This window comes from Prosthecobacter algae (assembly GCF_039542385.1).
In the GTDB taxonomy this organism is placed as follows: Bacteria; Verrucomicrobiota; Verrucomicrobiia; order Verrucomicrobiales; family Verrucomicrobiaceae; genus Prosthecobacter; species Prosthecobacter algae.
Genome location: NZ_BAABIA010000002.1, coordinates 709,127 through 734,355 on the forward strand (window position 1 = coordinate 709,127; position 25,229 = coordinate 734,355).

General features: G+C 59.0%; 14 protein-coding genes. 7 read left to right on the forward strand and 7 right to left on the reverse strand.

Features of this window, described 5'->3' with window-relative positions; translation table 11 throughout:
* Positions 1-59: 59 nt before the first annotated feature.
* Positions 60-1,211: an iron-containing alcohol dehydrogenase gene (locus ABEB25_RS06275; RefSeq protein ID WP_345735530.1), complete on the forward strand. Its 1,152-nt coding sequence runs from the start codon at positions 60-62 to the stop codon at positions 1,209-1,211.
* Positions 1,212-1,323: 112 nt separating this feature from the next.
* Entirely contained in the window at positions 1,324-2,598 is a 1,275-nt protein-coding gene (locus ABEB25_RS06280) for a hypothetical protein (RefSeq protein ID WP_345735531.1), read from the forward strand.
* Between the two features lie 29 nt (positions 2,599-2,627).
* Here the strand turns inward: ABEB25_RS06280 and ABEB25_RS06285 are convergent, their stop codons facing one another.
* Both ABEB25_RS06285 and ABEB25_RS06290 read right to left on the reverse strand, forming a co-directional pair.
* Entirely contained in the window at positions 2,628-3,158 is a 531-nt protein-coding gene (locus ABEB25_RS06285; RefSeq protein WP_345735532.1) for a hypothetical protein, read from the reverse strand.
* 43 nt (positions 3,159-3,201) lie between these two features.
* Positions 3,202-5,931 (reverse strand): helicase-related protein, encoded by a 2,730-nt coding sequence (locus ABEB25_RS06290; protein ID WP_345735533.1) that lies wholly within the window; start codon positions 5,929-5,931, stop codon positions 3,202-3,204.
* Between the two features lie 168 nt (positions 5,932-6,099).
* On the opposite strand from ABEB25_RS06290, the gene metG reads away from it, so the two are divergent.
* Together metG and ABEB25_RS06300 are read left to right on the forward strand one after the other, a co-directional pair.
* Positions 6,100-7,671, forward strand: coding sequence for a methionine--tRNA ligase (metG, locus tag ABEB25_RS06295; RefSeq protein ID WP_345735534.1), 1,572 nt, complete (start codon positions 6,100-6,102; stop codon positions 7,669-7,671).
* 35 nt (positions 7,672-7,706) lie between these two features.
* Positions 7,707-8,648, forward strand: coding sequence for an AEC family transporter (locus tag ABEB25_RS06300; protein WP_345735535.1), 942 nt, complete (start codon positions 7,707-7,709; stop codon positions 8,646-8,648).
* A gap of 132 nt (positions 8,649-8,780) precedes the next feature.
* On the opposite strand, the gene ABEB25_RS06305 is transcribed toward ABEB25_RS06300, so the two are convergent.
* From ABEB25_RS06305 to ABEB25_RS06320, 4 genes are all read right to left on the reverse strand, one after another.
* Positions 8,781-12,539: a beta strand repeat-containing protein gene (locus tag ABEB25_RS06305; protein ID WP_345735536.1), complete on the reverse strand. Its 3,759-nt coding sequence runs from the start codon at positions 12,537-12,539 to the stop codon at positions 8,781-8,783.
* A 198-nt stretch (positions 12,540-12,737) separates the two neighbouring features.
* Positions 12,738-13,943 carry an alpha/beta hydrolase gene (locus ABEB25_RS06310; RefSeq protein WP_345735537.1) on the reverse strand — a complete coding sequence of 402 codons (1,206 nt, stop codon included), beginning with the start codon at positions 13,941-13,943 and terminating at the stop codon, positions 12,738-12,740.
* 48 nt (positions 13,944-13,991) lie between these two features.
* Positions 13,992-14,249: a hypothetical protein gene (locus ABEB25_RS06315; protein ID WP_345735538.1), complete on the reverse strand. Its 258-nt coding sequence runs from the start codon at positions 14,247-14,249 to the stop codon at positions 13,992-13,994.
* 99 nt (positions 14,250-14,348) lie between these two features.
* Entirely contained in the window at positions 14,349-19,205 is a 4,857-nt protein-coding gene (locus tag ABEB25_RS06320; protein WP_345735539.1) for a PVC-type heme-binding CxxCH protein, read from the reverse strand.
* A 163-nt stretch (positions 19,206-19,368) separates the two neighbouring features.
* Between ABEB25_RS06320 and gatC the strand changes: the two genes are divergently transcribed.
* Complete coding sequence (gatC, locus tag ABEB25_RS06325) at positions 19,369-19,659, forward strand: Asp-tRNA(Asn)/Glu-tRNA(Gln) amidotransferase subunit GatC (RefSeq protein WP_345735540.1); 291 nt, start codon at positions 19,369-19,371, stop codon at positions 19,657-19,659.
* Between the two features lie 48 nt (positions 19,660-19,707).
* Entirely contained in the window at positions 19,708-21,126 is a 1,419-nt protein-coding gene (gene gatA / locus ABEB25_RS06330; RefSeq protein WP_345735541.1) for an Asp-tRNA(Asn)/Glu-tRNA(Gln) amidotransferase subunit GatA, read from the forward strand.
* Positions 21,127-21,233: 107 nt separating this feature from the next.
* Here the strand turns inward: gatA and ABEB25_RS06335 are convergent, their stop codons facing one another.
* Positions 21,234-24,725 (reverse strand): immunoglobulin domain-containing protein, encoded by a 3,492-nt coding sequence (locus tag ABEB25_RS06335; RefSeq protein WP_345735542.1) that lies wholly within the window; start codon positions 24,723-24,725, stop codon positions 21,234-21,236.
* 256 nt (positions 24,726-24,981) lie between these two features.
* Here ABEB25_RS06335 and ABEB25_RS06340 point away from each other — a divergent pair, with 256 nt between their 5' ends.
* The gene (locus tag ABEB25_RS06340) at positions 24,982-25,218 is read left to right on the forward strand and encodes a TIGR03643 family protein (protein ID WP_345735543.1); all 237 of its coding nucleotides are present in this window, start codon (positions 24,982-24,984) and stop codon (positions 25,216-25,218) included.
* Positions 25,219-25,229: the final 11 nt, after the last annotated feature.

The window sequence follows — 25,229 nt, forward strand, 5'->3', positions numbered from 1 at the left end:
CTCGAATGACCAAGACTTCCCTGATTGCAGTCCCTAGAGTCCACGTAAACAATGCGCTCATGACCTTCGAATTCGCCACCGCCACGCGGATCCTCTTTGGCCGGGGAACGGCTGCGCAATTGCCTGCACAGGCTCTCGCTTTCGGTAAAAAAGTCCTCGTCGTTACGGGATGCGATCCACAGCGCCATTTGCCGCTGCTCACGCAATTGGAGACGGCGGGGCTACAGGTCACCATTTTCCCCATCGCCACGGAGCCAACGGTAGACGATGCACGCCGTGGAGCTGCCAGCGCCCTGAGCTGCGGGGCGGAGGTGGTCATCGGCCTGGGCGGCGGCAGCGCGGTGGATGCTGGGAAAGCCATCGCGGCCCTGGCCCGGCAGCCGCATGATCTGCTGCATTATCTGGAGGTGGTGGGCAAGGGTCTGCCCCTGGAGGGAAAACCCCTGCCCTACATTGCGGTGCCGACGACCGCAGGCACGGGGGCCGAGGTCACCCGCAATGCCGTCCTCGTCAGTGCCGAGCATGGGGTGAAGGCCAGCCTGCGCCATGCCTCCATGCTGCCCACTTTGGCCCTGGTGGATCCTGAGTTGGCCCGCGATTGCCCGCCCGCTGTCACAGCCGCCAGTGGCATGGATGCCCTCACTCAATGCCTGGAGGCCTACGTCTCCTGCAAGGCCCAGCCGCTGACGGATGCCCTCTGTGTGGATGGCATGCGCCGGGCGGTGCGCTCCCTGGAAAAAGCCGTGGCCCATGGCGATGATCTGGAGGCGCGAGAGGACTTGGCGCTGGCCGCTCTTTACAGTGGCATGGCCTTGGCCAATGCGGGACTGGGGGCCGTTCACGGGTTTGCCGCGCCTATCGGTGGCAGTTTCAAGGCAGCCCATGGGGCGGTCTGTGCGGCCCTGCTGCCCCCGGTTTGGGCAGCGAACTGGGCGGTGATTCAAAAGGGGGCGCACCCTGCTGCACGTGCCCGGTTTGAAACCGTCGCTCGGCTACTCCTGAAGGATGAGGCCGCCACGCCTGACCAAGCGACCGACTATCTTCAGGGTTTGGCCCAGCGCCTCGGCATCCCCAGCCTGGGCAGCCATGGCATCACTGAAAGCCACCTGGACGACATCGCCACGCAGGCCGCCAAGGCCAGCAGCATGAAGGGCAATCCGGTGCCTCTGACGCATGACGAGCTCCTTGATATCCTCCGGGCTGCCTTATGAGGGGCAATGCAGGCTAAGGCACGGACAATTCAGCGTGAAGAAGCCACGACGTGGGAGCGTTGGTTTAATAAGTATTTTAAAAGCCTATTTAAAAGACCGTCCACTTCCTATCATGCGCCTCCTTTTGCTCCTCACCTTGCTGCCGCTCCTGGCCGTGGCCGAGGAGGAGTATGAATTGCCGCCCATCCGCTACTCCGCCACCCAGCCAAAAGACGTGGTGCAGGATCTCCTGCGCCGCATGCAAGTAGGCAAGGCCCAGGTGAACCGCACGGATACCTGGACGCTGCTGCGGGATCTGCTGAAGCATTTTCATATCCCCGAGGAATCCCAGGTGCTGGTGTTCTCCAAGACCAGCAAGCAGAACGACCGTATCACGCCGCAGACCCCTCGCGTCATCTATTTCGGTGAAGAGGCTTACGTGGGCTACACCCTCGGCGGCTCCATCGAGGTGGCGGCGGTGGATCCTCACCTAGGTCCCATTTTTTATCTGCTGGAACCCGAGACCGAGCCGGAAAAGCCGCTGCAATTTCACCGTGACCAAAGCTGCATGAGCTGCCACGGCGGTCCCTTCACACCCGGAGTGCCGGGGGTCCTGGTACGCTCCGTTTTCCCCAGTGCCAGCGGCCACCCTATCCTCAGCCAGGGCAGCACTGTGGTGGATAGCACCACGCCTTTCAGCAACCGCTGGGGCGGCTGGTACGTCACGGGCAAACATGGCAGCGCCCTCCATCGTGGCAATGTCATCGCCACTGAAAATGCAGACAACACCTGCGACATGCCCCAGGAGCAGGGGGCCAACATCACCAGCCTAACCAACTTTTTCGATACGCGACCTTACCCCCGAGCCAGCAGCGACATCGTCGCCCTCATGGTCCTGGAGCACCAGACCGCCACGCAAAACGTGCTGACCAAGGCTCACCACACGGCGCTCCGCGCCCTGCACATGCAGCACTCATTGCAAAAGGAGTTAGGCGAACCCGTGCAGCCGCAGCCGGTCGGCACGGCGCAGCGCATTATTAGCCACAGCGCCGAAGACGTGCTGGATGCCCTGCTTTTCAAAGATGAAGCCGAACTGCCTGAAGGTGGCATCGAAGGCGACGAAGCCTTCCAGGCCGCCTTTGCTCAAGAGGCTCCACGTAGCGCCGATGGCCGCAGTTTGAAGGACTTTCAGCTCCTCAATCGCCTGTTCAAATACCGCTGCAGCTACATGATCCACAGCCGCACCTTCACCCAGATGCAGCCCCATTTAAAACAGGCCGTACTGACCCGGCTGGAAGCGATCTTAAAAGGCGAAGACACCAGCGAGCGCTACGACTACCTCGGTGAATCCGAACGGAAACATATCCGCACGATCCTGGTGGAGACGCTGAAAACCTCCACAAAGTAATCCAGAGATGCAATTCAAAGAAGAACACCTCAATCTTGCCTTTCCAAAACCCAGTCCTTGAAAGCTGGAAACCGCCCTGCGGCGGCGGACATTATAGACTCGGCTGTAGCGGGAAGTTGGAACCCGTAGCGAGCCTGCATAAAACGGCGAAACGGCTCAGTTTCATCGAAAGCAGCCGGGCATGAAGCCGGATCATCCAGACCAATTTCCGAATAACCCAGACAGAGGAGACGGCAAAACTCCTTGGCATCTGTGGCTATAACAACCAAGGCCCCCTCTGAACCAAACATCACAACAGGGGCTGCATCGGGAGACAATCCTTCCGTCAGCCACAACGCATAAACATCGCCACAAGCCCCTCGGCCAAAAGGGAGGAATGATTGATAAGCAAGCGGGTCCTTTCGAAACCAGCCTTTCAAAGACTCGACACCGATTTTAGAAAGTTCAAAACATCCACTGATCGGATAGCCCTGCACATCCAAGAAAGCACATATATCAACGACCGGCGGTGGCAACCGATGCCCTAGAGCAAAAGTTGCTTCAATTTCGATGGAGGTCATGGAAGAACTCTAGCCTAACCCAAAGGTCGGATCAAAGCTCTTCTCACGTACTCTGCAGCACCAGCCGAAGCGAATCCAGACGGGGGCGGGCGGAGGCGATGGCTTCCTCCAGGGCGGTCATCTGGGTCTTTGCGGCTTCGATTTCCTCAGGACGCACGTGGTCGTTGATCTGGCGCAGGTCTTCCAGGCGATCGACTTCCGCCTGGAGTTGAGCCTTCATCGTCACGGTCGCCTCGGCAATGAGCTTGGCCATTTCGGCTTCGGCCAGCTTGCGGGACTTGCCCAGCATGGCAGGGAAGATTTTGCGTTTGATGCCGGCGTTTTCCAGCAGGCGCGTGGGGCTGCCTTTTTCGATCTTCGCGTGCATGTAGCCCGCGTCGTCACCCCGGTCTTTGTTGGTATGATCCACCACGATGCGGATGGGCACGGCAGACAGAAAACGGTCCACATGCAGAGCCGTGGGGGCGATGCATTCGACGACGAAATGAGTCTCCAAAATCAGGCCTTCGCTACCAGCGCTGCGCCAGAGGCCGAAGCTGCTGTTGCCACTTTCACTGCCTAACAAAAGATCCAACGCACCACGGACCATGGGGTGATCCTGGGTGAGGAAGGCCATGTTTTCACGGGACAGAGCGCGGGTGCGGTCAAAGCTGGCCAGGAGACCTTCATCCGGCAGGGCAGGAAATTTGTCGGTGGTGAGGTGGGCCGGCATCAGCACGTAGCTGCGGTTGCCATGCTCCTCCACATGCAGACCGAAGTGGTCCACAAGACGGATGAAGAACTCTTCAAACTCAGTGTCCGCATCTTGGGCGCGAATGGCTTCGATAACGGCCTCGGCACGCTCCGGTTTGCAGGAGTTCAGCTCCAGCAGGCGGTCATGACCTTTTTCCAGTTTCGCGGTCACCAGCTTGCGCTGTTCCTGGGATTTTTTGATGAAGGCCTTCAGCGGAGCCGCCTTCATGGAGGCCAGCAGCGGGGCCAGTTCTTCGCGCAGGGACTCGACGATCTCCGTCGCGCCATGCAGGTTTTTCTCGAAGGCGTTCAGCCCCTCATGATACCAGCGGGCCAGCACTTCCTCCCCACTGGCCTTGATGTAAGGCACGTGAATGTGGATGGTCGTGGTCTGTCCGATGCGGTCCAGACGGCCGATGCGCTGCTCCAGCAATTCTGGATCTTCCGGCAGGTCAAAAAGCACAAGGTGATGCGCGAACTGGAAGTTGCGCCCCTCACTGCCGATCTCCGAGCACAGCAGGATGCGGGCCCCATCTTCCTCGGCAAAGTAGGCGGCCTGGCGGTCGCGCTGCATCAGCGTGAGACCTTCATGGAAGAGGGCGGCATTGACGTTGATCTCATGCAGCAGCTTTTCATGCACCTGCTCGGCCAACTTGCGTGTGCGGCAGATCAGCAGGACTTTTTCTTCGCCCAGTTCCTTCAGCAGCTTGGCCAGCCATTTGACCTTGGCTTCCAAAGGCTCGTCCCCACCTGCCAGCGGCACCAGTTTGGCCTCACGCTCAGGGAAACCGGTGAGAGCGGCGCGGGTGTTGCGGAACATGACGCGGCCCGTGCCGAATTCATCGAGCAGGGAAGAGATCAGTTTTTCGCGGGCATCTTCAGCGCCTTTTTTTAGGGCGGTGAGTTGCTCTTTCAGGTGCGGCGACTTCCTAACAAAAAGTTTTTCATCCGCTGCCGTGAGGTTTTTGCCCGAGGCCAGACGATCCATGGCCTTGGCCACTTCTTCGTAGTGACCGGACTCGGCGAGGAACTGCTCCAGGTCCGCATAACGATTTGAGTCGAGCAAACGCAGGCGGGCGAAGTGCCCTTCAGGTCCGAGCTGCTGCGGCGTCGCGGTGAGGAGCAGGAGTCCAGGGATCTTCGAGGTGAGATTTTCCACCAGCGAGTAGGAAGGGCTGACCTCCTGCGCACTCCATTCCAGGTGATGCGCTTCATCCACCACCAGCAGGTCCCAGCCCGCCTCGGCGGCCTGAGCGGCCCGGCTTTCGGAATTGGCCAAGAAGCTGGTACTGCAAAGGATGAGCTGGCTTTCCAGGAAGGGGTTGATGCCTTCTTCCTCGGTCTCCAGCACGTCGCAGCGATCTTCGTCGTAAATGGAAAAGGTCAGGTGGAAGCGACGGTAGAGCTCGACAAACCACTGATGCACCAGCGGCTCAGGCACCAGGATGAGGATGCGCTCGGCCCGTCCTGTAAGATGCAGGCGATGCAGGATGAGGCTGGCCTCGATCGTCTTGCCCAGGCCCACTTCATCTGCCAGCAGCACGCGTGGCACCAAACGGCTGGCCACTTCATTGGCGATGTACATCTGGTGCGGCAACAGGTCCACACGGCCCCCGCAGAAACCGCGAACGGTGGACTGGCGCATGGCCGCCCGGCGTTTCAGGGCCTCGATGCGCAGGTCGAAATTTCGCAGCTCGTCGATCTGCCCAGCCATGAGACGATCCTCAGGCTTGCTAAAGCTGATGGTATCAGAAAGTTCGGCCTCGCTCACTTCACGGTCGGTGCCGATGTAAAAGAGCATGCCCTTGCGGTCTTCCACGGACTCCACTTCCAGCGTTTTGCCGTCGTGGGTTTTGATGGTGTCACCGGCCATGAAGTGTACACGGCGGAGAGGGGCGGTCTTGATGGCGTACTGGCGATGCCCGCCTGCAGCCGGGAAAAAGATCTCCACCCGGCCGAATTCGGCCTTCATCACCACACCGAGTCCGAGTTCAGGTTCGCTATCGCTGACCCAGCGTTGTCCAGGGAGAGGTTGTTCCATTGAATAAAGAAAAAAGGGGGCCGCGATGGTAGGGGCTGTGCGACGGAGTGCAAGGGGTTTACGATTTCACGCGAACTGCGTGTGACAGGAAGATCGGTTCAGGCCTCACACCCTCGCTTGCCCTCAGAGATGTCTGGGCTTAACACTGAGATTCTCTTTTTTCCGACCGTGAAGCCTTACTACATCACCACCGCCATTGATTACACCAACGCACCGCCGCACATCGGCCATGCTTATGAAAAGGTGCTGGCGGATGTCATGGCCCGCTTTCAGCGGCAAAACGGCCGCGAGGTGTATTTCCTCACCGGGGTGGACCAGCACGGCCAGAAGGTGCAAAAGAGCGCCGAAAAAGCCGGACTTTCCCCTCAGGATTTCGTGGATGGAGTTACTCAGCATTTCACGGCCCTCTGGGACAAACTGAACGTGCGCTATGACGGCTGGGCCGCCACCACGGATCCCGTACACAAGCGTGTGGTGCAGGCCATGCTACAAAAGCTGCACGACTGCGGCCAACTCTACAAACAAGGTTATACCGGTTTTTACAGCCTGCGTCAGGAGCAGTTCCTGACCGACAAGGAACGCGGCCCCGATGGCAAATTCGGCGAGGAGTGGGGCGAAGTGCAGGAGCTGGAAGAGGAGAACTGGTACTTCCGCCTCAGTGAGCACGTGGAGTGGCTGAAAGGCTACATCAAGAGCCATCCAGATTTCATCTTCCCTGCGCACCGCGCCAACGATGTGCTGAACGCCCTGGAGGGCACTCCGCAGGATCTCTGCATCAGCCGCCCCATCGAGCGCCTGAGCTGGGGTATCCCCCTGCCCTTCGACGAGCGTTTTGTGAACTACGTCTGGTTCGATGCCCTGACCAACTACATCAGCTTCGCCGGTTACATGGCGGACGAGTGTGGCAACCAGGGCCTGCCGGATTTCAGCACGCTGTGGCCTTCGGAAGCCCACGTCATCGGCAAGGACATCCTGGTTCCGGCTCACGCCGTTTACTGGCCGATCATGCTGCACGCCCTCGGTTTCAGCGATGAGCAGATCCCGCGCCTCATCGTCCACGGCTGGTGGAATGTGAAGGGATCCAAGATGAGCAAGAGCCTGGGCAATGTCATTGACCCGAATGTGCTCGCGGGCACCTTCACGCCGGATGGTCTGCGCTACTACCTGATGCGCGACATCTCCACCGGCTATGACAGCGACTTCAGCGATGAGCGCATCATCATGTCGTACAACAAGGAGCTCGCCGGCGGCCTGGGCAACTTGCTGAACCGCAGCATCAACATGGCGCAGAAATACCGCAACGGCGTGCTGTCCCCAGGCAGCTATGACGATGCGGAGAATGCCGCGCTGCGCCAAGTGGTGGAGCAGGCCACACCGGAATACGTCAAGCAGATGGAAGGCTGGGTCATGGACGACGGCATCGCCGCCGCATGGAAGATCGTCTCCGCCGCGAATGCGTATGTGGACAGCACCAAGCCCTTCTCCCTGGCCAAGGATCCCGCGAATGCGGCCCGCCTGGACAGTGTGCTGTATCATTTGGCTGAGGCCTGGGTGCATGTGAGCGTCCTGCTGAACCCCATCATGCCCGATGCCATGGCTGCTGCCCGCGCCCAGATCGGCTGGCAGATGCCGGAAGGCTTCCAGTTCAGCGACCTGAAGTGGGGCATGCTGAAGGAGGGTCACCAGCTCGGCACGCCTGTGCCGCTCTTCCCACGCCTGGATACCCCCGCGGCTGAGTAAACCCGATGCCGCAGGGCACCTTCGCGCCTCCCCCCATGCTCGACTTTGCCAGCATCCTCACCGTCGTTCTGCCCGTGTACCTCACGATGGCCACGGGCGCGGCGGCGAGAAAGCTGCGCATCCTTCCTCAAGAAGCGGATGCCGGGCTGATGCGGCTTGCCATCACCATCCTCACGCCGTGCCTCATCCTGGAACGGGTGGTGGGGAATGAGGCGGTGATGAAACCCGGCCCGGTCATCGTGGCCGCCAGCCTGGGTTTTGGCCTTGTCGTATTGGGCCTCGCGATTTCTTATTTTGTCGCCCCCCTCATCGGCTTGAAGCTGCATGAGGGCCGCCGCACCTTTGCGGTGTCCTGCGGTCTACAGAACTATGGTTTTGTGGCCATCCCCATCGTCACCGCCCTGTTTCCTGAGAAGGGCACGCTGGGCGTTATGTTTACCTTTACGTTAGGCGTGGAACTGGCCTGCTGGACCGCCTGTGTTGGCCTGCTCACCGGTCTGGACAAGGCCCCATGGAAACTGGCGCTGAACCCGCCCGTGATCACCATTTTGCTCGCGTTGCTGCTGAACTTCAGCGGCCTGCATGGTTACATTCCAGAGGTGGTGCATCTCACCCTAGGCATGATGGGGGCCTGTGCCGTGCCACTGGCGGTCATGATCATTGGGGCCTCCATTGCGGACATCTGGGGGCAGGAGCGCATGCGCTGGTCCATCGCCGTCATGGCCCCAGTGCTTAGGCTGGCGATCATCCCCCTGGCCTTCCTTGCGGCTGCCATGTACCTGCCGCTGGAGCTTCAGCTCAAACGCATCCTCATCGTTCAGGGGGCCATGCCCAGTGCGGTGTTCAGCATCATGATCGCCCGCCACTACGGCGGCCACGCGCCCACCGCCGTACAGTGCGTGCTGGCCACCACCATTGTCAGCTTGGCCACCGCCCCGATCCTCATTGCCTGGGCGCTGAAACTGCTGAACCTCTGAGACACGCTTCGAAACTTTCTGTTAGTCCCTGTGACGAAAGCCTTTCAGACACCCGCATTCACAGACTTCCAGGGAGAAAAAAAGCGCGCCCCACACCAGGTGCAGAACGCGCTCACTCATCAATTCAGCTTATCAAGGCGAGATTAGCTGGCTGCTACTGCCATCGGTGAAGATGACGTTCATCAGGATGCGGCCATTGCTGTCCATCACTGGCTGTTCCCAGCGGCGATCCGTCTGGCCTGAGCCTGGGAAGTCAATCGCCTGAATCGTCTTGGCTCCCTGGGTGGTGGTGATGACATCTCCAGAGCGCAGCACCAGGGACAGCCCGCCACCATTGGCACCTTCGCACCAAAGGCCCTGGTTATTCGCACTGGTGACCCCCGGACCGGTGATGATCCCCAGGAATGCCGCCTGCTCCTGACCGCCGACGAGTGGCAAGTCAAAACCAGTGAAAGTCGCACCCGCGACACCCGGAGCTGCATCGCCTACTTTGACGATCAGCTCCATCGTGCCTGAAGTGTTGGCATAGATACCGTGGACGTCCGTAGGCGCGGCACTGGTGCCATTGCCATCCATGTCCACCCAGCCCTTCCAGGCCCCGCGGTTGCCATTGCTCAGCCAGCCGCCCCAGACGTTGCCAACTTTCTGTGTCGCCGTGAGGCCCGTCACCGTGGCATTCGTATCGCCGCGACGGAGGATGCAGGTGAAGCTGGCCGGATTGGCCGCATCGCCGAACCAGATACCGTCATTGCGGAGGCTGGCGCTGTTGTCGCCATTCGCATTCAGCATCGCGCGGAAGGCGATGCGGCCATTGCTGCCGATGGAAGGGCGCTGGATCCTGCTGAAGGTAGCTCCACCGGTACCAGGGGCGATGTCATCGGCCCTCAGCACCTTCGCCAAACTGCCGCCGACTGGCTGGTACCAAAGGCCTTCCTTGTTGCCAGGCTTTGTCAGTGCGGCAAAGACCAGGTTCCCTGTAGCATCCATGCGAGCAGGGTCTGAATAGCTGCCGGCGATGTTGCCAAACTGCAGGGCGGTGCCAGGAGCCGGGCTGTTTTCGCGGGCCACCACCTGAACGGAGACCGCAGCGCCACTGATGCTAGCGCGAAGGATGGCGGTATCCGTGCTGGCTCCTTTGAAGGTAACGGAGAAGGCTGTTTCGCCCGTCGTCGCACCCGTGGTAGCCGTGGCATAAGCCCCTGTGGCCAGACGGCCCACCAGGACGCCCGCCAGACCTGGAACCGCATCTCCTTCACGAAGGACGAGGCTAAGCCCGCCGCCTCCGACTTCACTCCAGATGCCCGTGTCGTCGTTCACAGTCACACCGCCGACGCCAATGCGCAGGCTGGCCAGGATGGTGATCTCCCCCGCATCTGTGATGGCAGGGACGATAGGCAGATAGTCAAAAACGGTCCCTACAATGTCTGGCACCACCGTGCCCGTGCGGGCTATCAGGCTCAAGCCGCTGCCGGTGCGCTTCCAGATGCCCTGGGAATTGTTCAAAGTCACTGCCGGCAACCCCGTGCCCACCTGCAGAGAGCCAGGGAAAACCAGATCACCGTTTTCCGCAAAGAAGCCCCCGCGACGAAGAATGTCGAAGTTGCCAATGTTGGTTGTGCCATCCGTTCCTGGAGCGCCATTACCCGTCACCGTATCTCCGAGCAACGAACTGACTGGCACCGTCACCGATCCGGAACTCGCTTCTGCCGCAATGTCCACCGTGGCGGAGGTCGGCGAACCGAGGGCCACCCCTGGGCTGCCACCTGTCACGGCGGTGAGAGTGACGATCACCGTTTCAAGAACTTCTGAGGGATTCGCATCGTTGAGCACATCCACCACGATGTCTGCCGTGAGCTGACCAGCCAGAATGGTGACGCTGCCGGAAAGAGCGGTGTAATCCGTACTGGGAGTCGCCGTGCCAGTCACGCTGTAGCTGAGGACGGTGTCGCTGGCGCTGACCACGGACTGGGTGACACGCAAGAGACCATCTTGCGGCACAGCCAGTTCGCCGCCGTCATTGATCTTTGCGATGCTGACGGTCGCCGTGTCGTCATTGGTGATGGTGGAGGTCGCCGTGCCAGTGGCGATGGTGTAAAGCGCAGCCGGATTGCTGAGGACCACTTCAAAGGTTTCGTTGTTTTCCACGAGGGAGTCGTGACTGACATTGATCACCGTGACTGGGGCCGAGATTTGCCCATCCGCAATCGTGACTGTGCCGCTGGGGAAAGTGCCACCAAAGTCAGCCGCATTGGCCGGATTCACGCCGGAGCCGATGACGGTGTAGTCCACCGTGGTCGCTCCCACCGTGGAGCCTATGCGGCTCACGGTGAAGTTGAAGGCGGTGCTCGTACCGCCCGTGCCCTCATCGGCAGTTACTGTATTCGCAAGGATGTTGAACCCGCGTTCTACTTCCAGGGCACCGATGTCCACAACACCTACAGCACGTAAAAAGCCGCTGCCGCGCTGATCAAAGGCGGGCAGTTCCCCTTCCGCGAAGGTTGAAACCGTGACCGTGAGTCCGCCTACGGTGTTGCTAATCAGCTCAGGCTGGTTGGCAGCCGCCAGAATACCGGTGAAAGTGACCACATAGCGTGTACCGATTCGTTGCACCACAACGTTGCCAAGGCCCACGGCGGGGAGAGCTTCAAGTGCAGCCTGGACGACCGCTGCTGTGGAGGTGCCAGACAACGAAGAAGTGGTCTGGCCATTAAACGTCAGCGTGAAGGTGCCCCCTGAGTTGTTGCTCAAAAACACGCTCTGGGTCTCTGATGGGGTCGCGCCGACATTGATCGCTGGGCTGCCCTGCAACAAAGCATGAGTCTGTGTGGGCCCTCCATTGTCACTGAGCACGCCGACGAGTGGGTCCACAGGAACACCAGCGGTTCCAAGGATGTTCCCATTCGTCCCATTCGAAATGCCTGTGATATCGCTATCTGAGCCAATCAGGTTGTTGGAGCTCGCCTCAAGGATCGGGCCGTTAACATCAGAACGGGTCGTGCTAGGAAAACCACCAATGTAGTTATCAGCCACCAAGCAGTTGTTCAGAAGCAAAGGAACACCCGAGGCCACACTGATTCCCCCGCCTGTCCCGGTAACGGCCCGGTTATTGGTGATCGTACAATGGTTCAGCACCAGAAGATTCCCGATACCCGTTTGAATCCGGATAGCACCACCACCAGTGGCTGCGGCGGTATTGCCTGAGAAGGTGCAGTTCGTGAAAAAACTGGCGACGCCTGCACCGGAATTGCGATAGCAAGCCCCGGATGTATCGGCGAGCTGGCCGCTGAAAGTCGTGTTCGAGATCCTGTTGGTCACGGCGGCTGATTCAATCCCGGCACCGCCAGTCGAGCTACTCGTGGCATTGGCAATGAACGACGATCTATCGATCGTTATTGTCCCTCCACCGCCCTGATGCAAAATTCCACCACCCGTGGCACTACTGACGTTGTTGGAAATCACACACTGGAAGAGCGTAAGATTACAGGTCGAACCGATCAACAGGCCCGCTCCACCAGTGTCGGAACCATTGCTCACCGTCACATCCCGCAGCGTGAAGGAAGCTCCTCCGCTCACCACCCAAACACGGACTGAGTTGTTGCCGGAAATCGTCACCAAGCCAGCGCCAGGCCCCTGAACGGTCATGGAAGTGGTCACCGATAAGCTGGAGGCCAACGTGATGACCTGAGGTGTGGCGAATGCTGCGGCATCAAAGGTGATGGTGGGATTACCACCCGCAACGTTCGCATCAGCGATCGCCTGACGTAGCGAGCCAGCACCACTATTATTGCCATTGCTAACAACAAAGGTGGGCACCTGCCCATGCAGCGCCCCCGCCATGAGTAACAGAAAAAAGACGGATTTTAACAACTTATCGGTTAATGAACGGGTCATATGCCCGTTCTATACCCGCAATTGCCAAAGATGTGACAATCTTAGCAAAAATAACCTCGCAATAATGCGTAAGCAAAATGCAAATTATTGAACTGATACTAAGCTGCAAAAGCTCTTCGAGACCTTCTCTGGCTAAACATTAAGCTCAGAAGACATCTATGACAATTGGCGTGCGACAAGCCCCCAAAGCTACGAACGCTATCGCTCCACATTCAATTCCAGCTTATTGTCACCGGGCTGGATCTCCAGCACCCAGTCACCACTGCCGGGCTTTTGCTCATGCGTTGCCGCAGTGCCGTCGGGGGTATTCAGGCCCGCCACATCGGCAGCACTGTAGCTCACGCGCAGCTTCACCTTGCCCACCACCGGGCCGGTTTTCTCATCCAGCTTGAAGTTGCCATGCATCACCCGTGCACAGGCCACAGGCGCGGAAGGATCATCCGAAGTAAAAACGATGCTGCCCCAGCTCACGGGCGTGCCGTTCACCTTCAGCTTGCCACTCACGGCCGCCTTCGGTTTTGGGCTGAGGAAACCCTGATTGCGCAGCCAGTCACGCAGGTGACCGCTCCAGGTGCCCAGCACGGGGTCTCCCAGGAAAAGGCCCACGCCATGGGGACCGGGGCGGTAGCTGTGTAGCTCCGCAGGCACGCCGTTTTTGCGGCAGGCGAGGTAAAAGCTCACAGCATTTTCAGCAGGCACCACGGTGTCCTCATCCGTTTGGAAAAGGAAAGTCGCCGGGGTCTTCGGCGTCACCTGCAAGTTGGTGCTCACCTTGCGCGCCATTTCATCCGTGTTGTTAGGCCCGAGCAGATTTTTGCGCGAACCGGAGTGGGCAAAGTCGTCGATCATGGAGATCACCGCATACGTCGGAGCAGCCACATCGGGGCGGGCGCTCACTTGGTCCACGGCATCATTCGTCATGCCCTCAGGCTTTTCATCAAAGAGCGTCGCGGCCATGGAACTGAGATGCCCACCGGCGGAAAAACCGATGATGCCGATGCGGTTCGGGTCAATGCCGTATTCCTTCGCATTCGCCCGCACATGGCGGATGGCGCGCTGCACATCCATGAGCTGGGTGGGGTAATGATAACCCTGGCTGCCTAACCGATAGTGCAACACGAAGGCCGAGACGCCGATGCCATTGAACCACTTGGCCACCTGCTTGCCCTCGTGATCCGCTGCCAAGCCTCCGTAGCCCCCCCCAGGGCAGACCACAAAGGCCGCACCATTCGCCTTTTCCTTCGCCGCAGGCCAGACGTACACAAACGGCTGGTCCTTATCCTCCTGCCCCTTGGCCCCCGGTGCCCCTTCGGGCCATAGACGAACCTTGGCGGGCTCTGCCGCGTGAGCAAAAGCGGTTGCGGCGAGAAGGGCGAGGCTGAGAAGGCTGGAAAGTCGGGACATGGCAGACTTCTACGCAGGATCTCGCCAAAACTTCAAGCCTTCCGTGTCTCACTTTCTTCGCCGCTTCCACACATAGGTTAAAAAGTGGCCCAGCCCACTGAATTTGTACCCTGGATCCACCCAGCGCTCGATCACATAAAAAGCGAAGTAATACGCCCGGCAAAAGCCCCACACGCACAGCCCCAGCAGCAAGGCCATGCGCAAGCTCCCATGATCAATCAGCAGAATCCCGCCTGACATCATGCCGATGAGAAGGAATAGGACTCCTTTGAGCCACATCGCCGAGATGCTTTGAAGGTCTTTCATGAAGAGTGAAGACATTGAACCTTGAGGGCACAACGGCGTTCACTCTTCATTGAAAAACCTCAGGGAGAATTCTGGGCCCCTCAGCAAGGAGGACAGCCATCACTCCACCCGAAGGTAATCCAGGGCAAACATCAGCGCCGGTTTGGCTGCCGGATTTTTTCCGTCTATCATCACTTCCAGCGTCTGTTCTCCGGGCTTGAACTCAAATTCGCCGATGAGTTGTTCCGCTGTATTGACGACCGCAGGATTGTAGAGATCCACGGGACCGAGGGCGCTGGAGTTACCGTTCACCTTAAAACTGACGACGGCGTAATCGGGCGCTTGGGTGAAAACGGCATATACTTTCTTCTTGCCTGCTTCGGCCACCTGAAACGTGATCTTCAGCGTGCTGGCCACCTTGGCGCCCGTCCACCAGAGGTGCTTGCCGCCGCTCCATTGGCCACCTTTGAATGCACCCATATTCTGGGAACGAGTGCTGCCGTCTGTGGCTTCCACCTTCAGGTTTTCCCCCTCAATGGCACCCGTGACCAAAGCCGTCTCTGAGCCGCCTTTGCTCGCCAAAGTGGCCCCGCTTTGCAAGTATTTCACCAGATCCAGCAGCATGTCCGCAGGCAGAGCATCAAAGAGTCCTTCCGGCATCGTGCTCATGGGGGAAAGCGTGCGCTTTTTCACCTCGGCCTTTTTCACGATCTGCTCGATGCCTCCCGGCAGCGTGACCCGGTAAGCGGCCGCTGTTTCCTCCTTGATCACCCCGCTGGCGATGCGGCCATCATTGAGCTCAAAGACATTGAGTTGGTAGTCTTTGCCGATGACCGCATTGGGGTCCAGCACGTTGTCCAGCAGGTAGTCCAAATCGGCACGGTTGGATCCGGTCAAATCCGGGCCCACGTCCTGCCCTTCGCCTAACAAACGATGGCATGTTCCACAGGTGGCCGTGAAGATCATCTTGCCCTTGATGGCGTCCGCCTTGGCCAGGGCCGCCGGCGAAAGCGTGGTGCGGAACTTCACCTTGCGCTGCTCCAGGTCCGCCTTCGGGGCATTCAGATCGCCCCAGACTTCTTTGATCAGCGCCTTCACCTGCTCATCCTTCAGCGTATCCATCTGCCGAGCCAGGAAAGGTGAAAGCAAGGAACGCGAAACCTTCCCGTCCTTCACCGCCAGCAGTAGTCCCCGCGCCCCAGCCGGAGTGGTAGTCAGGGTGTTGATGGCATCGTTTTGAGCTGTGGCATCGAAGCTGGAAAACTTCGCCAGCAGCAAGGCCGGAGTGCCCTCATGTGGAAGTGTGGCCAGCGCCTGAATGGCCCGGCGTAAAATCGCCTTGTCACCACTCTGGATCACCTGATGCAGAAGTCCCGCCGTCTGTGGATCTCGCACCTGCATCAAAATGCGCAGCGCTGCTTCCCGTTCCGTCAACGAGGCCTGCGAGCTGAGCTTTTGGCGATACACCGCCACACTCGCCTCCACCCCCATGAAAGCCTCCAGCTCCGCAATGAGAAGTGACTCACCTAATTTTCTTTTCATCAAAGCCCATTCATTGGGCAGCATCACCTTATTGCCTGCCCGCGCTGCTTCCACCACGGTGCGCAGCAGCGCCTCCCGCTGAGCTGAATCTGCTGACTCAGCCGCGATGCTCAGTAGAGCCTTGCGCCCGGCTTCTTCCGCTCCTACACGGCGATAGATGAACTCCGTCACCTTCGGCATCTTGGATGCCTTCGCCAGTTCTAGCCCCACCTTCGCATCTGCCCCAACCACGGGCTCAATACCATACCAGATGAGCAGTGGGATGTAGGGATCTTCTTTGTCCTCAGCTCGTTGGAGTAGGGCGGTGGCGAGTTCGGTCTTTAAAGACAGATCTGTTGGAAGAGCGATGACAAGCGAGGCGAGCTCCCGTCGCACAATCGCAGAAGGGGAATTTTGGGCCAATGGGCGAAGGCTGCCATACCAGGTCTTGTAAGGCTCGGCTACTTCTCGCGGAGAACCAGCAGGGGACACAAGATTGTTCAAAAGGATCTCTTTCACCATTCTGATTGCTTGAACCTGGGTGCGTTCATTGGGATGAGATAGGTAGCCTCGATAATCCCCGGTTGTTGTTTCCGAGCCAAACGCAGCTTGACCCCAAATACAACGAAGTGATTCCGCCGTGCTCGCCCCTGAAGATAAGAGAACCTGTTCCGCCTCGCGAAAGTCCTCTCCAGCGATGAACGGAGAAGTTCCGGCTACACGCTCCATGATTACCCTCCGCGCCATTCTTGAGAACCACTCGTTTTCAGTTTGCACTGCCAGTTTGGTCAACGTCACAAAGTTTTCCTTTGTCAGGTCGAACGGTGCTTTCGGGAAGTTGAACTCGCGTGCTGCGGCATTGAGAGGAGCGCGGATTGCCTTACGGCTGCCTTCGGAACTCTTGTCCACTTCGTTTGATATCGCGGCTTCGCCGCCATTCTTTTCGATGCGGGCAAGAGTGCCCACGCCACCTTCGCGATAGCTAATTCGATAAATGCGCCCATTGCTGCGGTCCCACATCTCGATGGCGTTGCTGCCACGGTGGCACACCTGCTTGTCACTCCAGTCGCTCACATACAGAGAGCCATCGGGGCCGACCTTTTGTGTCACGGGGATGAAATGCATGTCGTTAGACCGCATGAAGTCACTGCCGTGCCGACCGATGTAGGTGCTGCCTTTGGGGTCCAGGTAATTGTTCACCAGACGGTGCCCATGCAGGTTGCCAAACAGGAGTTGGTTCCGGTAAATGGCGGGGAACTGGTTGCTTTGGTAAATGGCGAGGCCGCAGTGGGCATGGCCGCCGCCGGCCTGGTTCGTATCGTCTGCCACGATGCCTCCATCCTTACGCGCGCCCCAGTGGGCGTTGTCCTTCACGCTGCCTGCGAAGTGTGCATGATCGGCGATGGTCTTGATATCCTCATACGTGTGGGGGTTAAAATGCTGTCCGCCCTGCCGGTGATAACGCCCCCCGGGCACAATGTGATAAAGGTGAGGAATCACGCAGGCCGTGACGAAAAATTCGCCATGCTGGTCATAGTCCAGCCCCCAGGGATTGCTCGTCCCATGCGCAAAAACTTCGAACTGATGCCGCACCGGGTGGTAGCGCCAGACGCCTGCATTCAGCGGCACGCGCTGGTCATCGGGCGTGCCCACTTTACCTACCTTTGAGTGTGTAAAGACCCCATGGCAACCATACAGCCAGCCGTCTGGACCCCAGATAAAGCTATTCAGCGTCTCATGCGTATCCTGGCTGCCCCAGCCATCCAGCAAGGCGTAAGCGGTGAATTTGAGGCCCGGGACTTTGGGCGTCTGGTTGGCTTCGTATCCGGCATGCATGGCATCCGGTTTATCATCACGATCCACATCCGGGATGAACATGAAGTAAGGAGCCGCGCCCACCCAGACGCCGCCGAAACCGATCTCGATGCCGCTGGCGAGGCTGATGCCTTCCGCGAAGACGGTGCGCTTTTCAAAGCTGCCGTTTCCATCTGCATCCTCAAAGATCAAGATGCGATCCTGACCTGCGCCCAGCTCGCGCGGTTTCGGGTAGCTGTTGCCCTCGATCACCCACAGGCGGCCACGCTCATCCCAGGTCATGGCGATTGGCTGTACCACTTCCGGTTCAGCGGCGATGAGCTCGGCCTTGAAGCCGGTGGGCAGTTGCAGATTCTTCAGGGCCTCAGCAGCGGGCTGGCCTGCTTTGTAATCCTTCTGCGGGGCGAGGCCGGAGGGGCCATAGAGCTTTTTGGGCTGCATCTGCTGGGCGACGGATGCACTCACTTCTCGGCGCTCTTGCAGCAGCACATACACCCCGGCTTTGTTGCCCACCACGATGTCCGGGAGCTTGTCGCCATTCATATCGCTCACCTGCACATCCGTGCCCACACCGCTTTCGGCATCCACCAGATGTGGGATGAATTCCACGCCGCCTTTGCCATCGCGCTTGGTCTGGAACCAATAGACCACGCGCGCGCCGTGCTCGTCCGGGTCTCCTTTGCCATTGTGCGCCCAGTAGCGTTTGCCCGTGACGAGATCCTTCACGCCGTCACCATCCACATCGACCAGGGCCATGGCATGCGGTTGGCTGAAGACGATGCCGTAATCATTCTCCCAGGGCTGCTCGCCCACCAGCGTGCGCTTGTCCCACTGCGCCCCGTCATTGCCTGCGCGATTCATGAAAACCGCCACGCCGTAACGATGGGCAGACAGAGCCGTGGCCACATCGTTGCGGCCATCGCCATCGAAGTCATAGGCAAACATCTGCGCTCCACCGCCCAGACCGGCAGCAAAATTGTGCTGCTTCCAGTTAGGCCCATCACCAGCCTCCCACCAGCGGCGGGCCTCCAGCAGATCCATGCGGCCATCGCCATTCACATCGCCCACGCCTAGGCCATGGGTGAACTTGGCCACCTTCATATCACCCGTCACAGCGACGAAAGGCCACTTCTCCGTGGGCTTGTCCCAATTCGGTGCGAACCAACCAAAACGGCCGCCCGTACTGCACACAATCTCCGGTTTGCCATCTCCGGTGATGTCGGTGAAAACGGGCGACTCATTGTCCACCACGTCCGCCACGATGTGCATGGACCAGGGCGTGTCGGTTTTAAACTGGCCAGGGTTCAGATACAGCCGGGCTTCCTTACCGGGAAAACCCAGGACCAAGATGTCCAACCAGCCGTCGCCATTGAAGTCCTGCGGGTAACTGAAGAAGTTGTCGGAATAACCAACGATGTTGAATACTTTCGGCTCGTAAAAAGCGTGCTTCTTTTGCCAATCGGGCCCTTCATACCAGAAGGGGCCGCTGATGATGTCCGTGTGACCATCCTTGTTCACGTCCGCATGATTGGCCCCTTCGGCATAAAATTGGTCGGCCAACTGGACGCGCTTCCAGGTGATGAGGGTCTCTGCCTGGAGCAGGGAGGCGCTGGTGAGGGCGAGCAGAAGCAGACTTTTCATAGCGGGTTGGGCGACAGGTCAGACCAACGCTATCAGGAAGGGGGCTTCTCGGACAAGATTTAGAGCGGATCGGACATGCTTTGGACGGATTCTCCCCCACAGAACCCGGTGGAAAATTGGTTGTACATCTTGCACCCCAGGCGCTGCGGTTTAGAAAAGGTACATGCCGACTCCAGAGATCAACATCGCGCACATTGCCAAGCTATCCCGCCTCGCCCTCACGCCTGAGGAAGCCACGGCCTATACCGCCCAGCTTTCCCTGATCCTCGGCCACATTGACCAGCTCAGCAATTACCCTCTGGATGCCGAGCCCAGCGCCCATGCGATGCCCGTCTTTGACGTGGTGCGCCCCGATGTGGCCCGGCCCGGCTTTACCCAGGAGGAGGCCCTGGCCAATGCACCCCAGCGCGCCATGGACCAGTTCCGCATCAATAAAGTGGTAGGGGAGGAATGATCCCCCTGCCCCGTGCTGACCGATGACCCTTTGATTCCCCTTTCCCGAATGTCCCTCGCCACTTCCACCATCGCCGCCCTGCGCCAGCGGCTCACCGCCAAAGAAATCAGCCCTCGCGACATCGTCCAAGACGTCGCCGCCGCTATTGAGGCACAAAACCCCAGCATTGGTGCTTACCTGTCCTGGGACTTGGAAAAAGCCCTTGCTGAAGCGGACAAGGCCGATCTTTCCCACCCGCTCGGCGGCATCCCCATCGGCATCAAGGACAACATGAACGTCCTGGGCGAGCCCTGCACCTGCGCCTCCAAGATGCTGGCCAACTACCGCGCCCCCTACGATGCCGGGGCCATCCAAAAGCTGCGCGCTGGTGGTGGCATCCCCTTTGGGCGGATGAACATGGACGAATTCGCCATGGGCTCCTCCACCGAAAACTCGGCCCTCGGCACCACGCGCAATCCCCGGGATCTGGAGCGCATCCCCGGCGGCTCCAGCGGTGGTAGCGCGGCCGCCGTGGCTGGAAATCTGGCCATCGCCACCCTGGGGTCTGACACGGGCGGCTCCATCCGCCAGCCCGCAGCCCTTTGCGGCTGCGTGGGCATCAAACCGACCTACGGACGCATCTCTCGCTTTGGCCTGGTGGCTTTCGCTTCGTCCCTGGACCAGATCGGCCCCATCACCAAGACCGTGGAAGATGCCGCCCTGCTGCTGAACCACCTCTGCGGTAAGGACAACCGCGACTCCACCTCCCTAGACGTGGAGGTCCCAGACTTCACCGCCGCCATTGGCCGCGACATCAAGGGCCTGCGCATCGGCCTGCCCAAGGAATACTTCATCAGCGGCATCCACGCCGGAGTTTCCGCCAGTGTGAACGCTGCCGTAAAGAAGCTGGAGTCCCTGGGAGCCATCCCAGTGGAGATCAGCCTGCCGCACACCGATGTGGGCGTGAGCACCTACTACATCATCGCCCCTGCGGAGGCCTCCACCAACTTGGCCCGCTTCGACGGGGTGCGTTACGGTCACCGCGCAGCCGACCCGAAGAACCTCCTGGAGCACTACATGCTGAGCCGCGAGCAGGGCTTTGGCCCAGAAGTGAAGCGCCGCATTCTTCTGGGCACTTATGTGCTCAGCAGCGGTTATTACGATGCCTACTACATCAAGGCCCAGCGCGCCCGCACCCTCATCCGACAGGATTTTGAAAAAGCCTTTGAGCAGGTGGATGTCATCATCAGCCCCACCAGCCCCACCCCGGCCCACAAGCTGGGCGAGCTGAAGGACAACCCTCTGGCCGCCTACCTGGAAGACATCTTCACCATCCCGGTGAACCTCGCCGGCCTGCCCGCCATCAGCGTGCCCTGCGGCACCGCTGAAGAAGGTGGCCAGCAGCTCCCCGTGGGCCTACAGATCATCGGCAAACCGCTGGATGAACTGACCGTGCTGCGTGTGGCCGATGCCTTTGAGAAGGCGTAGTCACGCTCCACTAAAACGACGCCCGTCCCACTCTGGACGGAGACCGTTCCCACAAAAAAGCCCGGCTGCCTTCGCAACCGGGCTTTTTCATTTAATCGTCAGCGGATTCAGTCCACCGTGACGGTCACACCGTCAAAGGTCATCGTCGGCTGGGCACTGCCGCTGGCAGGGTACCAGATCACTGACACATCGCCAAAGCCCGAGTTAGCAGGCAACGGCAGCGGATCACCGAGGGCCACGCCATCGATGCGGGCCTGCCAGGTGGCATTGCCCAGATCGGTGGTGATCTCAAAGCGGTGGCTGGACCCAGGGACCAGCACCGGCTCAAGAGCCGTGCGGGTGCCATTGGGTTGCACCGCGTAGATCGCCCCATCTTCCACGGAGAACTGAAGCTGACCGAGCGGGGAACCATTCGAACCGGTGACCTGCCAGCCAAAGTGGCCTTTGGTGCCAGCACCGGCCTGGTCGATGTCCATCGTCCACTCTGTCCGCACCACGCTGTCCGGGCCTGCCTGGACTTCGCTGGCATCGGTCCACAGCACCGTGGGCTGCGCACCTTCGGCGCTGCTGCCGGTGAAACTGCTCTTCTCACTGCCCTCATCGGTCTGCACCATTCTCAGGTTACCGGTCTCACCATCTGTCTGCCATTTGGCCAAGGAAGCGGAACCGCTGGTCTGGACTGGAGCAGGCCCGAGCACAGGCCCCTGGTAAACCACCTGCAAGGCGTAGCTGCCAAAGTCCTCCAAATTGAACCCGGTGCCATCCACCCCGAAGACATAAAACTTCACAGGCGTGTTGTCATCGGCGACAACGAACTCCACGCGATACACGCGGTTCAGGAAGTCATAATCCTCGTCATAAGTGCCATCGAAATCATATCCAAGCCAAACCTGGAAATTGGAATTCACAACAGCCCCATAACGTCCGGCCTTCGGGAACACCCAGGTATAAACGGCTTCGCCTAAGCCCGTGGCGGGCAGGCCCCTCACTTCAGGCTCACTGAAAGTCAGAGACTCCCCTTCCAGCCCTGCCGTCGTCGCTCCCTGAGTAGCAGGGAAGGTCGAGCCCACAATGATGGTCGGATTGTTGCGGTCGTTTACTTGCGCAGCGGATCGGCTGAAGGTTTCGCTACCGCTTCCATCAGAGCCATTCTTCGAGATGGCAAACAGCTCCACTTCCTCACCATCCAAGAATCCAGCCGCTGGAACCGGGATCAGGATCGTTCCGCCGGGTTCTTTCACAGGAGTCACCAGAGTGCCAGTGTCCGCATTTTTAAACCGGACACTCTTAACAAACTCAAGGTTAGTGCCCGAGATGCGGATTTTTTCGTTCTTTCTCGCCTTGTGGGGCGTGAAGGAAGTGATCACCGGATCTGGAATCAGGTTGATCGTCAACTGAGCAGGATTCGAGGTGGCGGGCACGCCCGTGGCGTTGTTCACCACGCAGCGGTAGAAGCCCTGATTACCGATCTCGGGGTCCAACTGCACATTGGTCAGAGTCAGAGTGGCGGCAGTCTTGCCGACCAAAGCGGTCCAAGGGCCTGCCAAGCTGGAAGCCTTCTCCCACTGATACTTGAGGGTGGGAGATCCGCCGGCCTTGACGATGAAGCTCACGTTGGAGTCTTCAAACACCTCTTTGTCCAGCGGCTGCCCATCGACAAGGAAGAAAGGGGCTGTCAGCACCGTGACCTTGGCAGTCGCGCTGGTCACCTTGACCGTGTCGTTCACATTGCTGACGATGCAACGATAGCTGCCGGCATCCGCCGTGGTCAGATCCGTAATGACCAGTTGCACGGTATCGCGCAGGCCTGCAGGCCCGGTGACCGTGGTCTGGGCACCCGTGATGCGGGGGCTGTTAGTCAGGTTCACATTGTTGCGCTGCCACTGGTACTTGATCGGGCCATCGCCCTGGCTGGTGCTGATGGAAAGAGTCAGCGTGTTACCAGAAGTCACCGCCGCAGCCGCTGGCTGAAGGCCGATCTTCACTGGCGCATCCACCTGAAGGTTAACCAACTCAGTCGTGAAAGTGCCAAAGCTGTTGGAGATCACACAGTAGTAGTTGCCTTCGTCGGAATCGCCGAGCTTGGACCGAGTGAATTTGGCAGCAGTGCCGAGGACCGTTTCAGGCTGGCTTTCGCGATACCACTTATAGGTCAGCGGGGCATTGCCACCAGCAACGAGGCTGAACGTCACGGCCTTGTCCTTGATGCCAAGAAGATCTGTCGGTGGGGTGATCAGCAAAGGCTTGGAATTCACCTTCAGGGCGAAGGTCTTGGAGGTGTAAACACCCACCTTGTTTTTGATGACGCAGCGATACACACCCCGGTGAGTCCAGCTCAAGGGTGCAAACTTGATGGCGGCGGTCTGGGCTCCCGTCACACCGGCGGTGCCGGCAGGTTCGTCGAAGATGTTCTTGCCGTCTTTCTGCCACTGATATTCCAGCACACCTGTGTCATCCACATTAGGAGTCACCGTAAGAGTGACTTCAGTGTCTCCACCGACATCATTGGCCTCAAACTCACCTTTGGCATTCGGCTGTGCAGGCTTGTTAGAAGTTGCAACGATGGTGCCCACTTCCGTCGGCTTGTTCAGCACGACCACGTTGGCGTAATTACTGATGGTGCCGAGAGGAGTGCCTGAAAGGAAGTTTTTCACACGCACGCGATACGTGCCTTCTTCCTTCACACTGAGGGAGCTGGCCTTGGCATTCAGCACATCGTCATCCGTCGTTTCTGCGGTGCCATTGACTTTTTCCCACTGGTATTCCAGCTTGGGATTGCCCCCGGACAGCACGCTCAGCTTTCCAGTGGCTTTGTTGGCCACATAAAGGGTACCACCCGTCGCAGCCGCAGGCTGGGTGAGGATGAAGGGCTGACTGTTCACCTTCAGAACAGCGGCCTTGCTAAACAAGGTCGTGTTGGTCAGGGAACTGACGATTTTCACGCGGTAGCTGGCAGCATCCGGCCACTGGGCACCTTCGGTGGTCTCATTGCCGACGGAGGCCACAGGAATGACAAACGTGGCCTCATCTGCCGTCGGGTTCACCGCCGTAGGGATGTCCACATTGTTTTTCTGCCACTGATAGGTCAGGCCTGCCGTTGTGGTGTCAGGCGTCAAGACAACCGCCAAGCTCACCCCTTCCCCCTGGCTGACTGTCGCTGATTGCGGTTGGCCGCTCGCCGGAGGTGTGGCAATCTTTGGACGCACATTCACCTGAAGGGTGAAAATGGGTGAAGAGATCTCTGGAAATGGTTCCACCCTTTCAAATACTTCCGCATAATAATCACCAGATTGCTCCCCCTTTGCCCCTGTGAACTTCAGAGTGCCCGTCGCAGATCCGCTGATCCCGCCTCCATCAACCACACGCACATCGTCTTCTGGACCTGCCACTGCGGTGTTAACCTTGTACCAGCGGTAGCCGATTTTTTCGTCAGTATTGCTACCTCCTGTGACTGTCATCGTCGCCGTCAATCCATCCCGCACGATGATGGTCTGCGGATCTGTCGGGTTGAGGACGATAGGATCAGCGATGGAACTCATCGCCGTAAGGAGCAGGGCTCCAACGAGGGAGGCCAAGGGTTTAAATGGGGGTGTTTTCATGTGAACAGACAAAGCCGGGAGGGACTCAACGTGGGATAATGACCAAACTCGCATACAATGACAATACAAAAAATCGTGCGTCTTGCCGAGAGTCGCCTCCGAAGCTTTCTGATCGTAAAGGTTACAATGTCTTCTCAACCCATCCTGCAATGCCCTTGGATTGATCTCCGGGAACGGAAGTCCCCACCAGAGCCTGATGGCCTTTCGCCCGAAGGCTGGCTTCACAAAGACCCAAGGGCTTCAAAAAGGTTTTAAAATGTCCACTCCAGATCCCTCTCTCATCATCCGCCTCGCCTGGGAAGACCGGACGACTTTCGAAGAAATCGAAGAACGTACGGGCCTTACCGAGCCTCAAGTCATCGCTGTCATGCGGCGTGAGCTTAAACCTTCCAGCTTTCGCCTGTGGCGAAAACGCGTGTCAGGCCGAGTCACGAAGCACCGCAAGCTGTTCGAAAATCGCCAATCTGTGGAAAAGATGGAGTCCGAGGCGTGACAAATCCGTTC

What these genes read in the sequence shown, in the direction of transcription:
- ABEB25_RS06280 (WP_345735531.1), top strand. Translation starts at nt 1,324, where the DNA reads ATGCGCCTCCTTTTGCTCCTCACCTTGCTGCCGCTCCTGGCCGTGGCC.
- gatA (WP_345735541.1), top strand. Translation starts at nt 19,708, where the DNA reads ATGTCCCTCGCCACTTCCACCATCGCCGCCCTGCGCCAGCGGCTCACC.
- gatC (WP_345735540.1), top strand. Translation starts at nt 19,369, where the DNA reads ATGCCGACTCCAGAGATCAACATCGCGCACATTGCCAAGCTATCCCGC.
- ABEB25_RS06335 (WP_345735542.1), bottom strand. Translation starts at nt 24,725, where the DNA reads ATGAAAACACCCCCATTTAAACCCTTGGCCTCCCTCGTTGGAGCCCTG.
- ABEB25_RS06340 (WP_345735543.1), top strand. Translation starts at nt 24,982, where the DNA reads ATGTCCACTCCAGATCCCTCTCTCATCATCCGCCTCGCCTGGGAAGAC.
- ABEB25_RS06320 (WP_345735539.1), bottom strand. Translation starts at nt 19,205, where the DNA reads ATGAAAAGTCTGCTTCTGCTCGCCCTCACCAGCGCCTCCCTGCTCCAG.
- ABEB25_RS06315 (WP_345735538.1), bottom strand. Translation starts at nt 14,249, where the DNA reads ATGAAAGACCTTCAAAGCATCTCGGCGATGTGGCTCAAAGGAGTCCTA.
- ABEB25_RS06290 (WP_345735533.1), bottom strand. Translation starts at nt 5,931, where the DNA reads ATGGAACAACCTCTCCCTGGACAACGCTGGGTCAGCGATAGCGAACCT.
- ABEB25_RS06285 (WP_345735532.1), bottom strand. Translation starts at nt 3,158, where the DNA reads ATGACCTCCATCGAAATTGAAGCAACTTTTGCTCTAGGGCATCGGTTG.
- ABEB25_RS06305 (WP_345735536.1), bottom strand. Translation starts at nt 12,539, where the DNA reads ATGACCCGTTCATTAACCGATAAGTTGTTAAAATCCGTCTTTTTTCTG.
- ABEB25_RS06300 (WP_345735535.1), top strand. Translation starts at nt 7,707, where the DNA reads ATGCTCGACTTTGCCAGCATCCTCACCGTCGTTCTGCCCGTGTACCTC.
- ABEB25_RS06310 (WP_345735537.1), bottom strand. Translation starts at nt 13,943, where the DNA reads ATGTCCCGACTTTCCAGCCTTCTCAGCCTCGCCCTTCTCGCCGCAACC.
- ABEB25_RS06275 (WP_345735530.1), top strand. Translation starts at nt 60, where the DNA reads ATGACCTTCGAATTCGCCACCGCCACGCGGATCCTCTTTGGCCGGGGA.